Origin of the sequence: Streptomyces scopuliridis (genome assembly GCF_042790125.1) — a bacterium.
Lineage (GTDB): Bacteria > Actinomycetota > Actinomycetes > Streptomycetales > Streptomycetaceae > Streptomyces > Streptomyces scopuliridis_A.
Genome location: NZ_JBHTZS010000013.1, coordinates 203,992 through 216,628 on the forward strand (window position 1 = coordinate 203,992; position 12,637 = coordinate 216,628).

Annotated in this window: 12 protein-coding genes; 5 read left to right on the top strand and 7 right to left on the bottom strand. The window is 70.9% G+C overall.

Features of this window, described 5'->3' with window-relative positions; all coding sequences use genetic code 11:
• Nucleotides 1-113: 113 nt before the first annotated feature.
• The gene (locus ACFRKB_RS21660; protein WP_383107869.1) at nucleotides 114-1,199 is read right to left on the bottom strand and encodes an ABC transporter substrate-binding protein; all 1,086 of its coding nucleotides are present in this window, start codon (nucleotides 1,197-1,199) and stop codon (nucleotides 114-116) included.
• A gap of 388 nt (nucleotides 1,200-1,587) precedes the next feature.
• A complete protein-coding gene (locus ACFRKB_RS21665; protein WP_383107870.1) occupies nucleotides 1,588-4,890 on the bottom strand; it encodes a LamG-like jellyroll fold domain-containing protein in 3,303 nt (1,100 codons plus the stop codon).
• A gap of 197 nt (nucleotides 4,891-5,087) precedes the next feature.
• Between ACFRKB_RS21665 and ACFRKB_RS21670 the strand changes: the two genes are divergently transcribed.
• Both ACFRKB_RS21670 and ACFRKB_RS21675 read left to right on the top strand, forming a co-directional pair.
• Entirely contained in the window at nucleotides 5,088-5,441 is a 354-nt protein-coding gene (locus tag ACFRKB_RS21670) for an ArsR/SmtB family transcription factor (RefSeq protein ID WP_383107871.1), read from the top strand.
• A complete protein-coding gene (locus ACFRKB_RS21675; RefSeq protein WP_383107872.1) occupies nucleotides 5,434-6,066 on the top strand; it encodes an SRPBCC family protein in 633 nt (210 codons plus the stop codon). Before ACFRKB_RS21670 ends, ACFRKB_RS21675 begins: the two co-directional genes overlap by 8 nt.
• Nucleotides 6,067-6,094: 28 nt before the next feature.
• On the opposite strand, the gene ACFRKB_RS21680 is transcribed toward ACFRKB_RS21675, so the two are convergent.
• The 3 genes from ACFRKB_RS21680 to ACFRKB_RS21690 form a co-directional block, all read right to left on the bottom strand.
• Complete coding sequence (locus ACFRKB_RS21680; protein ID WP_383107874.1) at nucleotides 6,095-6,496, bottom strand: hypothetical protein; 402 nt, start codon at nucleotides 6,494-6,496, stop codon at nucleotides 6,095-6,097.
• Between the two features lie 188 nt (nucleotides 6,497-6,684).
• On the bottom strand, nucleotides 6,685-7,857 hold the full coding sequence (locus tag ACFRKB_RS21685) for an epoxide hydrolase family protein (protein ID WP_383107875.1): 1,173 nt from the start codon (nucleotides 7,855-7,857) through the stop codon (nucleotides 6,685-6,687).
• A 231-nt stretch (nucleotides 7,858-8,088) separates the two neighbouring features.
• A complete protein-coding gene (locus ACFRKB_RS21690; RefSeq protein ID WP_383107876.1) occupies nucleotides 8,089-9,237 on the bottom strand; it encodes a winged helix DNA-binding domain-containing protein in 1,149 nt (382 codons plus the stop codon).
• Between the two features lie 388 nt (nucleotides 9,238-9,625).
• On the opposite strand from ACFRKB_RS21690, the gene ACFRKB_RS21695 reads away from it, so the two are divergent.
• Nucleotides 9,626-9,877, top strand: coding sequence for a DUF6400 family protein (locus ACFRKB_RS21695; RefSeq protein WP_383107878.1), 252 nt, complete (start codon nucleotides 9,626-9,628; stop codon nucleotides 9,875-9,877).
• Nucleotides 9,861-10,106 carry an LSm family protein gene (locus tag ACFRKB_RS21700; protein WP_383107879.1) on the top strand — a complete coding sequence of 82 codons (246 nt, stop codon included), beginning with the start codon at nucleotides 9,861-9,863 and terminating at the stop codon, nucleotides 10,104-10,106. Before ACFRKB_RS21695 ends, ACFRKB_RS21700 begins: the two co-directional genes overlap by 17 nt.
• A 31-nt stretch (nucleotides 10,107-10,137) precedes the next feature.
• On the opposite strand, the gene ACFRKB_RS21705 is transcribed toward ACFRKB_RS21700, so the two are convergent.
• Nucleotides 10,138-11,283, bottom strand: coding sequence for a site-2 protease family protein (locus ACFRKB_RS21705; RefSeq protein WP_383107880.1), 1,146 nt, complete (start codon nucleotides 11,281-11,283; stop codon nucleotides 10,138-10,140).
• Nucleotides 11,284-11,373: 90 nt separating this feature from the next.
• On the opposite strand from ACFRKB_RS21705, the gene ACFRKB_RS21710 reads away from it, so the two are divergent.
• The gene (locus ACFRKB_RS21710) at nucleotides 11,374-11,556 is read left to right on the top strand and encodes a hypothetical protein (protein ID WP_383107882.1); all 183 of its coding nucleotides are present in this window, start codon (nucleotides 11,374-11,376) and stop codon (nucleotides 11,554-11,556) included.
• 7 nt (nucleotides 11,557-11,563) lie between these two features.
• Here the strand turns inward: ACFRKB_RS21710 and ACFRKB_RS21715 are convergent, their stop codons facing one another.
• Nucleotides 11,564-12,601, bottom strand: coding sequence for a LacI family DNA-binding transcriptional regulator (locus tag ACFRKB_RS21715; RefSeq protein ID WP_383107906.1), 1,038 nt, complete (start codon nucleotides 12,599-12,601; stop codon nucleotides 11,564-11,566).
• Nucleotides 12,602-12,637 lie beyond the last annotated feature (36 nt).

Sequence of the window (12,637 nt, forward strand, 5' to 3'; positions counted from 1 at the left end):
CCGGCCCCCTGTCCCTGGGGGGGGGCCCCCCCCCCCCGGGCCCGGGACCGTCGGGCGGGGGGGGCGGGCCGGGGCCGCTTGGGTCCCGGCCCCGCCCCCGCGCGGCGGCGGGGTCAGTACGCCCCGCCGAGGGATTCCTTGGCGTTGGACTCGTCGTACGCGCGGTCCGCGATGATCACGTTCTCCGGGATCTCCTCGCCCGCGTAGAACTTCTGCGCGGTCGCGAAGGCGAGCGGCCCGAAGCGCGGGTTCGACTCGATGACCGCGTTGTACTCCCCGTCGACCAGGGCCTGTACGGCGTTGCGGGTGCCGTCGACCGAGACGATCTTGACGTCCTTGCCGGGCTTCTTCCCGGCCGCCTTGAGCGCGGTGACCGCGCCGAGCCCCATCTCGTCGTTCTCCGCGTAGACGGCGGTGATGTCCGGCTTGGACTGGATGAGCTGCTCCATCACCTGCTGGCCCTTGTCCCGGGCGAACTCGCCGGTCTGCTGGGCGACGATCTCGAGGCCCGGCGCCTTGGCCTTCACCTGGTCGACGAAGCCCTTGGTGCGGTCCGTGGTGACGTTGTTGCCGGAGGCGCCGAGGAGGATGGCGACCTTGCCGCTGCCGCCGGTCGTCTTGATCATCGCGTCGGCGGCACGCTTGCCCTGCTCCACGAAGTCGGAACCGAGGAAGGCGACATAGTCCTCGCAGGCGGTGGAGTTGACCTTGCGGTCGATGGTGAGGACGGGCACCTTCTTCGCCGCGGCCGCCTTGAGCGCCGGCTCCAGCCCGTCCGAGTTCAGCGGCGCGACGATGAGGAACTGGGCGCCCTGGGACAGCAGGTCCTGGATGTCGCTGATCTGCTTGGAGAGCTGCGACTGCGCGTTGGTGGTGAGGAGCTTCTTGACGCCGATCTTGGCCGCCTCGTCCTTGATGGACTGGGTCTCGGCGATACGGAAGGGGTTGGCCTCCTTCTCCGACTGGGAGAATCCGACCACCGCGTCCTTCAGGTCCAGCTTCGGCGCGCCGTAGGTCTGCAGCGAGCAGCCCGAACCGGACGTGGCCTCGGGGGACTTGGCGGTCTGGGCTCCCTGGCCGCTGTCACCGCCCGCGCTGTCCGTGGTCTCCGACTTGGAGCAGCCGGAGACGGCCAGCACGGCGGTTGCGGCGAGCACGCAGGCTGCGGTGAGAGTACGGGATCGACGCTGAATCATCATGCGCGGGACGCTCCTTGGCGGGATGACGGCACTCCGGTCGGGTGCGGTCGGGGCATGGGGCAGGGCATGGACGGGGCGCGCTGAACGGTCATCAGCCGCGTCAGGGCTTGATGACGCCGCATCCTCACGGCCCTGCCACGAGCGGTGACGAGGGCGGTCGTGAGAGTCCGCGCCGCCTGTCGGCGGCTCGGTTTACAACGTTATATAGGCGTCGCGCCGCAGGCGGCAAGAGAGTTGTCGACGCGTTTCCAAAATATGTCGGCCGCGCGCGGCGCCCGGGGGGATCCCTGGCGGTGGAGGCACTGTGGGCACGCCGATCCGATCCTCCGCAGGGCATGAGAGCCCCGGAGGCGGCCCGGCGACACTGGCGCCGCCGGGCCGTCGCGCGTTACGGCTGTTCGCCGTCGTGGAGGGTGCTCACCTCCGTGGCGGTGAGCGCCTTGTCGTACACCCTCACCTGGTCGACGGAACCGTTCCAGAAGTCGGTGTTCCCACCGTTCCACTTGGCGCGGCCGACGGAGAGCGGCCCGGTGCTGACATCGGCGGGGCCGGCCGGGGCTGTCGCCGCGAGGGTGCCGTCGACGTACAGCTTCAGCTCGTCGCCCTCACGCACACCGACGAGGTGGTACCACTTCCCGGTCTCGGGCTTCATCTCCAGTCGGGCCCGGTGACCACCCGGGGTGCTGAAGGCGAACGCGCCCTGGCCGTACTGGAGATAGAAGGGATTCTCCGTCCGCCGGCCGTCCTGGCTGACCACCGTGGCGTAGTTGCCGGGGAGCGCGTCGAGTGTGGCCCACGCGGACACCGAGTAGTTCCCGGTGGTGTCGACCACGGGCCCGCGCGTCTCGGCGTACTGCCCCTGGCCGTTGAACCTGAGCCCGGAGCCCCGTACGCCCGGCGCCCAGGTGGTACCCGAACCGAGTGTCAGGTCCGCCTTGTTGGGGCCGCTGTCCCGGGCCGTCGTGCCCTTGTTCTCGTCCAGCGACCAGGCGGCGCCGCCCTTCAGCCGGTCGCGGTCACCGGCCGCCGCACCGGCCGCGATGACCTGCTGGTTGATCTGCCGCACCTTCTTCGGGTCGACCTTGATCTCACGACGGTCGTAGGTCCAGAGCCCGTTGAGTTCGTTCTCCAGATCGCTGACCTGGGTGTAGACGGAGCCGGACAGTTCGGCTCCGGCCGCGGCGAGATAGTACGTCCGGGTGTTCTCCACGTACTTCGCCGTCAGCGCGTCCTTGTCCGCGACCCCGCTGTAGATCGCCGCGGGAGCGCCCGGCCACATGTGTCCCGCCGTACGGAGCGTGAAGCCGCCGTGCTCACCGTCCATCGCGGCGCGATGGTCGGGGAACGGCGCGTCGTTGTTCAGGTAGTCATGGTGGTCGATGATGTCGCCCTTGCCCGAGTCCCCCTTGGACGAACAGCAGTTGACCCCGCTGTGGGCGTTGACGACACGCGACGGGTCATCGGCCCGGACGGCCTCGGCGATCTTCCCGGTCTCGCCCCGGTTCCACTCGCCCCAGCCCTCGTTGAAGACGATCCAGCCGCCGATCGAGGGCGCGTTGTGCAACTGCCTCATCATCTCCTCGCCCTGCGAGAGGAACGCCCGCTTGCCCTGGTCGCCGGTGATGTCGCTGGAGACGAAGTCCTGCCACACCAGCAGGCCGAGCCGGTCGGCGTGGTAGTACCAGCGGGGTGATTCCACCTTGATGTGCTTGCGCACCGCGTTGAAGCCCAGGTCCTTCTGCGCCTTCAGGTCGAAGGTGAGCGCGGCGTCGCTGGGCTGGGTGTACAGCCCGTCGGGCCAGAAGCCCTGGTCCAGCATGGCGAGCGAGAAGAACGGCTTCCCGTTGAGTACGAGCTTCTGGTAGCCGCCGACCTTCTCGACACGGAGGGAACGCATCCCGAAGTAGCTGTCGACGCGGTCCGTGGACCGGCCGTCCGTCAGGCTCACCTGGAGGTCGTAGAGGTACGGGTCGTCCGGCGACCACAGGCGCGGGTCGCTGACGGGCAGGGTCAGCGCGCGATTGGCCGGTCCGGTGACCGTACCGACGACCTTCCCCTTCCTGTCGCGGGCGACGGCCTTGATCCGGGCGCCGTCCGAGGCGCCGGCGGAGTTGACCGTCAGCGCGAGGCTGCCCTTGCCGATGTCCGGGGTGGTGGTCAGGGAGTCCACCGCGGCGGGCGCGACCGGCTCCATCCAGACGGTCTGCCAGATTCCGGAGGACGGGGTGTAGACGATCCCGCCCGGGTTGGTGGACTGCTTGCCCTTCGGCTGATCCGGTCCGGTGACATCGGTGACCGCGACGATGATCTCCTGCGGTCCGGTGCCCTTGACCGCGTCCGTGATGTCGGCGGTGAACCCGGTGTAGCCGCCGGTGTGTTCGGCGACCTTCTCGCCGTTGACCCAGACGGTGGCCTGGTAGTCGACGGCGTCGAAGTTGAGCCGCAGCCGCTTTCCGCCGTCGCGGCCCTTGCCGATGGACCAGTTCTCCGGCACGGTGACGAGCTTGCGGTAGAACATGTGGTCCTCGTGCCGCTCAAGACCCGAGAGCTGGGACTCCACCGGGAAGGGCACGGTGATCCGTTCGCCGAGCCGCTTGCCGAAGACCGGCCGCTCGCCCGCGGTGGCTCCGGCGAACTCCCAGGGGCCGTTGAGGTTCTTCCACTGCTCGCGCACCTGCTGCGGCCGGGGGTACTCCGGCAGCGGGTGGTTACGGTCCAGTTTGTCGCCCCACGTGGTGGTGAGCCGGTGCGTGGACCGGTTCTTGGCGGTGCGGCTGATCTCAGGGACGGTTTCCCCGCCTGCCCGCAGGCCGCCCGCACCGTCATACGTGACGCGGACCTGCTGGCCCTTCTGGACGGGCGCCGCCAGCGTGACGATCAGCGCCTTGGGGTTGCCGGCCGCCCTGGCCACCGACTTCACCGGCATCGGTGAGGTGTCGGCCTCGATCTTCAGATGGTCCTGCACGCCGTCCGCGTTCTCGACCGTGTCGTCGAACGTCGCCTGGAGCCGCCTGCCGTCCTCGGCCACGCTCAGCGCGACGGGGTAGACCTCGAAGTCGGCGGGCGGTGTGAACGCCTCCTCCGGAACGATCTGCTTCTTCAGGTCCTGGCTCGCCCAGCGCAGGAACATGTTGGCGCCGCCGGTGTCCTGGAACATCTCCAGCCGGAACTCATGGGGTTCGCCGGCCTTCAGCGCGATCGGTTCGCTGTGCTGCTCGACGTCCCAGTCGGGCTGCCAGTGGTCGATGACGACAGCGCCGTCGAGGAAGAGCCTGAACCCGTTGTCGCCGATCGCGGAGAAGGTGTAGTCACCGGTCGCGGGAGCCTCGATCTGCCCGGTCCAGCGGGCCGTCGTGTGCTCGGTGCGCCCGGTCGTGGACTCGAACGTGCCGGTGAGACCAGGGAAGTTGATCTGGGGGTCCAGTGCCACGCCACCGGGCTCGGCGAAGTCGCGGGCCCCCGGCGCGGACATGCGGAAGTACTCCCCCTTCAGTCCGTGCACCTCGGTGGCCGGGTCGTCGGACGCGAAGGCGGTCTCGGGCGCGGAGCCGGTCTCGGGCGCGGAGGCGGCAGCGGCGGCCGGAGCGGCAGCGGCGGCCGGGACCAGCGTGGCGCCCACGGGAAGCAGCAGCGCGGCGGCACACGCGAGCGCGCGAAGCAGCGTTCGGGGGCGAAGTGGTTGTCGTCTCAAGGCGTCGTCCTCGTCGAAGGGACAGAAGTGCCTCGCACCCGCGGGATGCGGCAGCACACAGTCGAACATTGAGCCACAGCCCCAAACACATAACAACAGTCGTGCACGCGCATTTTCAACGATAGAAAAGCGGCAGGCACGGCCGTCGACATTCATAACCCTTGCCTTATATAAGCGGGTGGTGGCATAGTCGCCGCGTGCACGCCTTTGATGTTCTGGGGGATCCGGTCAGACGCCGGATATTGGAGCTGCTCGCCTCGGGCGAGCGGGCGTCGGGCGAGGTCAGTGCCGTCATCCAGGACGAGTTCGGGATCTCCCAGCCGGCCGTGTCCCAGCACCTCCGGGTGTTGCGGGAGGGCGGGTTCGCGTCGGTGCGGGCGGAGGGGACCCGGCGGTTGTACGCCGTCGAGGCCGAGCCGCTGCGAGAGGTGGACGCGTGGCTGGAGAGGTTCCGGGGGTTCTGGGAGCAGCGGCTCGACGCGCTCGGGACAGAGCTCGCGCGCGGAAAGCGCGAGCGCAGGATGCGAGAGGAAGTGAGCGGAGATGAGTGAGATCGTCGACGAGATCAACCGGCTGCACCGGGAGGTCGGTACGCGGCAGATCGCGGCGGGCGAGGCGCGTACGGTGCTGCTGCGGCGTACGTATGACGCCGAGGTCGCCGACGTATGGGACGCGGTGACCTCGCCCGAGCGGATCGGCCGATGGTTTCTGCCGGTCAGCGGGGAGTTCAAGGTCGGCGGGCGCTACCAGCTGGAGGGGAACGCCGGGGGCGAGATCCTTGAGTGCGCCGCGCCGGAGCGACTGCGGGTGAGCTGGCTGTTCGGGCCGGATCCGGGGTTCAGCGAGGTCGAGGTGCGGCTCGCGCCGGAGGGCGAGGGGCGGACGGTGTTCGAGCTGGAGCATGTGTCCGTGGTGCCGGAGGAGTTCTGGGGGCAGTTCGGTCCCGGGGCGGTCGGGGTCGGCTGGGACCTGATGTCCCTCGGGCTCGCGATGCACCTGGCGGGCGGCGGCATGAGCAAGGAGGAGGCCGAGGCCTGGCAGACATCACCCGAGGCGAAGGACCTCATGTCGCGGTCGGGCCGGGCGTGGGGCGCCGCGTATGCCTCCTCGGGCGCGGACGCCGAGGTCGTGGCGGCCACCACGGACGCGACGATCCGCTTCTACACGGGAGCGTAGGCCGGGGCCCGCGGGGCGGGGATGCGGGTCAATGGCCGTGTCGCGGGAGATGGAAGCGGTGCGCCGGCCGGCGCGAGGCCGACGAGGGCGCCGTAGTGTCCCGCGCGGAGTTCGCCCTGTCCGATTCCGCGCGGGCGTCGTCGAGTTGCCCTCTGAGTTCCGCACGCTCGGCCACGGCACCGCGCGCCACGCGCCGCTTCCTGCTCCTGCGGGCCATGAGAGCCGCGGCGCCCAGGGCGAGCCACAGCCCGAGGCCGAAGATCAGCGTCAGGGCGATCCCGCTCAGGAAGGCACCCAGCGCGTTGATCGTGAACGGGTGGCTGCCGAACAGCGTGACGACGTAGTCCGGTCCGCCCGAGAGGTTGAAGGCGATGAGCAGGGCGGTGAAAGCGGCGGCGGCCGCCATCAGCAGAATCCCGATGATCAACATGGCTACCCCTTGCATGTGCGGCGAGTCGCCGTATGCGCGGCTAGGAAGGGCCTGGTCGCCGGGTGGTCCCGCCCGAGTCGGGGCCCGAGCCGGACCCGGCCGGCGGGGCGGAACACCTCTCCATCGTCCTGCCACGCCGCACCCACTGCATCTGGGGAACCCATCGGAGCGCCCGCGCGCCCGCACCCTCAGCCCGTCGCCGCCACCCGGTAGGGGCGGAAGAACGCGCGCAGTTCCTCCGCGTACAGCTCGGGCTCCTCGAACGGCGCGAAGTGCCCGCCGCGCGCGGGCTCGGTCACGCGCACCGTGTTCGCCGTGCGCTCCAGCCACGCTCGCGGCGGCCGGACGATATCGCCGCGGAAGAGCGAGAAACCGGACGGCACCTCGACCCGGCGGGTGAGCTGCTCGGGCGGGATCGCGGCGTTCGCGTGGTACATGCGCATCGACGAGCCGATCGTCCCCGTGAGCCAGTAGAGCGTGACGTTCGTGAGGATCTCGTCCTTCGTGAAGCACCGCTCGATGTCGCCGTCGCAGTCGCTCCACGCCCGGAGCTTCTCGACGATCCACGCGGCGAGCCCGGCCGGTGAGTCGGTGAGCCCGAAGGCGGCGGTCTGGGGCTTGGTGCGGTGCATGGCTCCGTAGGCACCCTCCGTCGCACCCCAGGCCGCGGCGCCCTCGAACCAGGCACGCTCCTCGGAAGTGAGGTCCGCCGGATCGCCGGTGAAGACGGGCAGGCCCCCGTCCATGCGGTGGACGGCGGCGACCCGGTCCGGGTGGTCGAGCGCGAGGTAGCGGCTCACATGGCTGCCGATGTCCCCGCCCGCCGCGCCGAACCGCTCGTAGCCGAGGACGCCCATGAGTTCGGCCCACAGACCGGCGACGGCGATGGAGTTGAGCGGCGGGCCGGTGGGGCGGTCGGAGTACCCGTAGCCCGGGATGTCGGGTACGACGACGTCGAACGCGTCAGCGGGGTCGGCGCCGTGCGCGCCGGGATCGGTGAGAAGCGGGATGACCTTCGTGTAGCGCCAGAACGAGTCCGGCCAGCCGTGGCTGAGGACCAGCGGCAGGACGGGTCCGGCCGGCGCCACGGCGCGCGCGTGCACGAAATGGACCCCGAGGCCGCCAAGCCGGGTACGGAAGCGGGGCAGTTGGGCGAGGGCCGCCTCCCGCGCGGGCCAGTCGAAGCCGTCCGCCCAGTAGGCGACGAGCTCGCGGAGGTAGTCGAGGTCGGTCCCCAGCGACCATCCGGCGTCCTCGGGCGCGTCCGGCCAGCGCGTCGCGCGCAGCCGCGCGCGGAGGTCCTCAAGCGCCGCGGGGGCGGTCCGCTGGGCGAACGGCTCGGGGCGGGACAGGGCATCCATGGGACGCACCTTAAGCCGCGCCGCGTGAAGGCGCTGCGCCGACGCCCGGGCCGAGCGTCACGTGACGGCCGGGCCGAGCGCCGCGCGATCAGGAACAGGGCCGCGCTGTTCCGGAACGGGATGACGCGCTGCCACAGCGAACCGGCGGTGCGCGACATCATCAGCGACCACCCGGCCCTGGACGGGTGCGTCCGCGCTCCCGACGGCCGCCGCCTCCCGCTGTCACCCGGCTCAGTCGCCGGGGAGCAGCCGTATGTCCGCGCCCGGCAGCCCCTTGGCCCACCAGTGGTCGTAGCGTCCGTAGGCCCTGGGGTCGCGGGCGGCGAGGAACTCGATGAGCGACCTGGCCTCCGCGGCCAGCCCCTCCCACACGCCGTCCGTGAGCGAGTGGAAGGCGGTGGCCTCGATTCCGCCGTCGACAGCACGCCAGACACCGGCGACGTAGCCGTCGACCAGCAGCGTGGGCAGCACGTCGCCGTTCACCCGCGTCACCAGTTTGCGGTAGGCGGGCGGGATGACGCGGCCGCGGTCGGCGTAGGCGAGCAGGGTGCTGTCCCACATCGCCATCAGTCTGGGCGGAGCGGGGGTGTCCTCGGCCGGCCGGGGTGCGCCGGGGATGTCGTACAGCACCGTGCCGCCAGGGCCCTCCAGTTGGTCGAGTTCGCCGCCGAGCGCGTTCACCGCCGTTCTGACCCGGGCCCGCTGCACCAGCGCGAACTGCGCCATGTCCGCCACCGACGCCGGCCCGAAGCCCTCCAGGTAGCGGCGGATCAGGGTCCGCAGACTCGCGGCGGCCACGTCGGGGTCCGCCAGCACGGGCAGCGTGCCCGCCGCGACGTACGACGGCCGGGTCCGGAACGACCACGGCCCTCCCGTCGGCGCGTGCCACAGCGGCGCGTACTGCCGCAGCATCCGCTGGGCCGCCGACTCCATCGGTGCGCCCAGCCGCTCTTCCAGCCAGCCCCCCATCTCGGCGGGGGTACGGGGCTCATCCGCGTACTTCAGCAGTTCCGGAACCAGTACGGCGGCGTCGGCGGCGGTGAGCCCGGACGCCGTGAAGCGCGCGTCGCCGAGCCGTCCGCCGCGCAGCGTCGGCTCCATGGCCTCTCGGAAGGTCCGGTAGTCCTCGGCGTGGACCGCGTGCAACGTGAGCCGCATCAGCGTCGCCTTGACCGTCCGGAGTCCGGCGAGGGCCGTGTCGAGGCCGGCCGGGTCGAAGCCGCTGAGTCTGTTCCACAGCGCGATGTACGGCGAGGCGGGCTGCTGTGCCTGCAACGCGACCACACGTCGCACCGCGTCCGAGACGTCGAGCGGCTCACGGCCCAGCAGCAGTTGCCGGGCGAGAGTGGCCCGGTTGAGCGCGTGCGCGGTGATGTCCATGCCGGGATTCTCCCGCTCCCCCGGTCACGCGGAAGAGCCGGCCTCCGGGGTGGCCGTCGCGCTCCGGCGCGGGCGGTCGCGCTCGGGCGGGGGCGCGGGCGGTCGCGCTCGGGTGCGCACTGACCGCGTGGCACGGATCCGCCGCGAGATGTCCGGGATCCGCGGGCGGCATGAAGTACGTCACAGTGCTGTGAGCGCACCGGGTCCACGGTCCGGGGCCCGGTGCCGGCAACGGGCCGCCCCCGTCGGCCGATCCGAGACTGCCCGAGCGTGCCCCGTCGACGTACCGCGTGGTCTGTCGCACCGGGGCGGCTAAGGTCACCCTTCCCTGTCGCGCGGTCGCCTGGTAATGATGGCGGGGTCCCGTCGGCACATCGGAAGTTTCTCCATGAACCAGGACAACGGCATCGGCCTCATACCCTTCACCATCGATCTGACCTTCGAAGAAGCCCGACGACGGGCGGAGGTCGTGGCCGCGCTCGGGCCCGAGTGGGACCCGGTGGCCGCACTCCGCGACGAGGACGAGGCGTACGCGCTCCTCTACTCGGGCCTGGACGCCGAGCAGCAGCGTACGTACGACCTGCTCGTGGCGGCCGGTGTCCTGCCGAGGGAGGAGCCCGGCGGTGCGGCTGCCCATTGACCCGCAGGCGGATCTCGCCCGCCGCGCCTGGGTGGCCTGTCCCGTCTGTGACGACGCCCGTCACTGCGCCACCTGCGCCGGCCGTCGCAATTGCGGTGAGCACTGGCGCTATCTGATTTCCAGCAAAGGACCGGTCGTCCACCTTCAGTGCCCGCGCTGCACGCACATGTGGTCACTGAACACCCGTCCCGGCGTCACCTGCCGCGACGACAGCGCCCCCTCCTCCTGACCAGCGGCCCGCTCCTCGTGCTGGTGATCACTCATCGCCTCCCGCCCCATCTCGCGGGGTGGGTCGAGGACAGCCAGGAGACCGTCCGGCTGACGTCCGACGGGGAGACGATGCCCACGAGCCTGTCCCCGTCCAGCACCAGCACGCGGAACTCGGCGCCGGGCCGCATACGAGGCAGCAGATCCACCAGTGAGTCGCCGGGCCCCGCGGTCAGGACCTCCGACAGGGGCAGCATCACATCAGTGACCCTGGCACCCGGGTCGGCCGCGACGCTGTGCCTTGCCCGCTCCAGGGTCAGCAGACCCACGACGTTCCCCTCGTGCCCGACGACCGGAAACGCCGAGTGCCGGTATCGGTACCGAGGGTCGCCGAGAAACTCCGAAACGGTCAGTGAGCGTGGTACGAAGACAGGATCCGGTGTCATGGCCTGGCGCACCGGAATGCCCGCGAGGAGGTTGTTGAGCTGCGCCTGCCTGCCCTCGGACGTGGCGGCACCGATGAGGAACCAGCCGATCAGGGCCAGCCAGAGAGCGCCCAGGGCTCCGCTCGTCACGAAGAGAAGGAAGCCGGCCACGACGAGCAACCAGCCGAAGACACGGCCCGCGGCGGTCGCCCCGGCAGTCGCCCGGTACCGGTCCCCGGACCTCCACCAGAGCACGGCGCGCAGCAGCCGCCCGCCGTCCAGGGGCGCGGCCGGAATGGAGTTGAAAACGGCGAGGAGGACGTTGATCCCCGCCAGCCACTCCACGGCCTCCACCAGCAGCCCAGGAGCGGAGCCGAGATGCAGCAGCCACGCGCAGAGCCCGAAGAACACGCCCAGCAGCAGGCTGACCAGTGGACCGACGCCCGCGACCCGAAGCTCGGCGGCCGGGGTGGACGCCTCCGACCGGAGCCGTGCCACGCCCCCGAGCAGCCACAGAACGATGTCGTCCACCTGCACTCCGTTGCGCCGGGCGACGATCGCGTGGGCGAGTTCGTGGGCGAGGAGGGAAGCGAAGAAGACCACGGCCGTGGCGAGGGCGGCGCCCCAGTACAGCAGCGGGGTGTGACCCGGATACGTCTGGGGGAAGCGGCCTTGCGCGAGGCCCAGGGCGATCAGTACGAAGATGACCAGGACACTCCAGTGGACCCCGATCCGCACCCCCGCGATTCGGCCCAGTGTGAAAGTCGCGCGCATCGCGTGCTCCGGTCTCGCGATCCCGGCCCGCGCGGCGTGAGGTCGGCGATGCCTCGAACCGCTCGGAACAATCGATGGTCTGCTTCCATCATGCGCCTCTTGAACGCGGACCGTGTCCGGACGGGGTCGGCTCCAGGCCCGCCGTTCCTCGCCGCGGGGGTCATCGGCCTGGGTGGCATCACCGCCCGCTCCCAGCTGCGCGATCTCGTCGAGGGTGCCTTCCCGACGATCGGCCAGGAGCGGCGAGGACCTCGCCCGGGAACAGAAATCTGACGCCGCGTCAGCCGCCGCTGCTCTCCCGCACGATGAGCCGGTGCCCTGCCACGTGGTCCTGAAGGGAGCCGGCATCCGGCTCCTCGACGCGTTCCAGCAGCAGGGATACGGCGGCTTGCGCGATGTCCGGCTTGTCGGGGGCGACCGTCGTCAGGCTGGGCACGCTGAACCGCGAGGCCTCGATGTCGTCGAAGCCGACCACGTCGAGATCCCCGGGGACCGAGCGACCCCGTTCGTACAGCGTCCGCAGCGCGCCCAGGGCGAGATGGTCGTTCAGGCACAACAGGGCGTCGGGGTACGGCTCCTTCTCCAGCAGCGCGCTCGCGGCGCGGGCACCGTCCTGCCAGTGGTACGCCTCCACCGGCACCACGAGGCCGGGGGCGAAGGGCAGTCCGGCGGCCTCAAGGGCCTGGCGGTAGCCGTCGGTGCGCAGCCTGTCGGTGCCCTGGCGTCCGCGTACGGCTCCGCCGATGACGGCGATACGGCGGCGTCCCCGGGACAGCAGGTGCTCGGTGGCCTCCCGCGCGGCCCGTACGTTGTCGATGCCCACGTGGTCGGTGCCGCCCTCGGTCGGCCGTTCACCGAGGAGCACCACCGGAAGGCGCTGGTCGCGGGTGGCGAGGTCCCGGGGCAGGAGGGAGAGGGGGCTGAGGATGACACCGTCGGAGAACTGCGTGTCGAATCCGTGCAGCGCCGCCAGCTCGCGTTCGCGCACGCCCTCGGTCTGGTGGATGAGGACGGTGCGGCCCCGGCGGTCGGCCTCGGCCATGACGTGCTTGGCCAGCTCGGAGAAGTAGGCGACGTCCAGCTCCGGGACCGCCAGGGTGATCATGCCGGTGCGGCCCCGGCGCAGCTGCCGTCCGGCGATATTGACCCGGTAGCCGAGCGCGTCGATCGCCTCGCGGACGGCGGCGCGGGTCCGCTCGGAGACGTGCTCGAAGTCGTTGATGACGTTGGAGACGGTCTTGGGAGAGACCCCGGCGTACTGCGCCACGTCCTTGATCCTCGGTCTGGCCGCCACTGTGCTCTTCCTTCCGCCGACCATGATCGTACCGACCATCACGAATCGGTTTCGGGCCGG

Bases quoted from the DNA above. Each gene is read 5' to 3' on its own strand.
- ACFRKB_RS21715 (WP_383107906.1), bottom strand. From the start codon at position 12,601: ATGGTCGGCGGAAGGAAGAGCACAGTGGCGGCCAGACCGAGGATCAAG.
- ACFRKB_RS21660 (WP_383107869.1), bottom strand. From the start codon at position 1,199: ATGATGATTCAGCGTCGATCCCGTACTCTCACCGCAGCCTGCGTGCTC.
- ACFRKB_RS21680 (WP_383107874.1), bottom strand. From the start codon at position 6,496: ATGTTGATCATCGGGATTCTGCTGATGGCGGCCGCCGCCGCTTTCACC.
- ACFRKB_RS21690 (WP_383107876.1), bottom strand. From the start codon at position 9,237: ATGGACATCACCGCGCACGCGCTCAACCGGGCCACTCTCGCCCGGCAA.
- ACFRKB_RS21695 (WP_383107878.1), top strand. From the start codon at position 9,626: ATGAACCAGGACAACGGCATCGGCCTCATACCCTTCACCATCGATCTG.
- ACFRKB_RS21675 (WP_383107872.1), top strand. From the start codon at position 5,434: ATGAGTGAGATCGTCGACGAGATCAACCGGCTGCACCGGGAGGTCGGT.
- ACFRKB_RS21710 (WP_383107882.1), top strand. From the start codon at position 11,374: ATGCGCCTCTTGAACGCGGACCGTGTCCGGACGGGGTCGGCTCCAGGC.
- ACFRKB_RS21705 (WP_383107880.1), bottom strand. From the start codon at position 11,283: ATGCGCGCGACTTTCACACTGGGCCGAATCGCGGGGGTGCGGATCGGG.
- ACFRKB_RS21685 (WP_383107875.1), bottom strand. From the start codon at position 7,857: ATGGATGCCCTGTCCCGCCCCGAGCCGTTCGCCCAGCGGACCGCCCCC.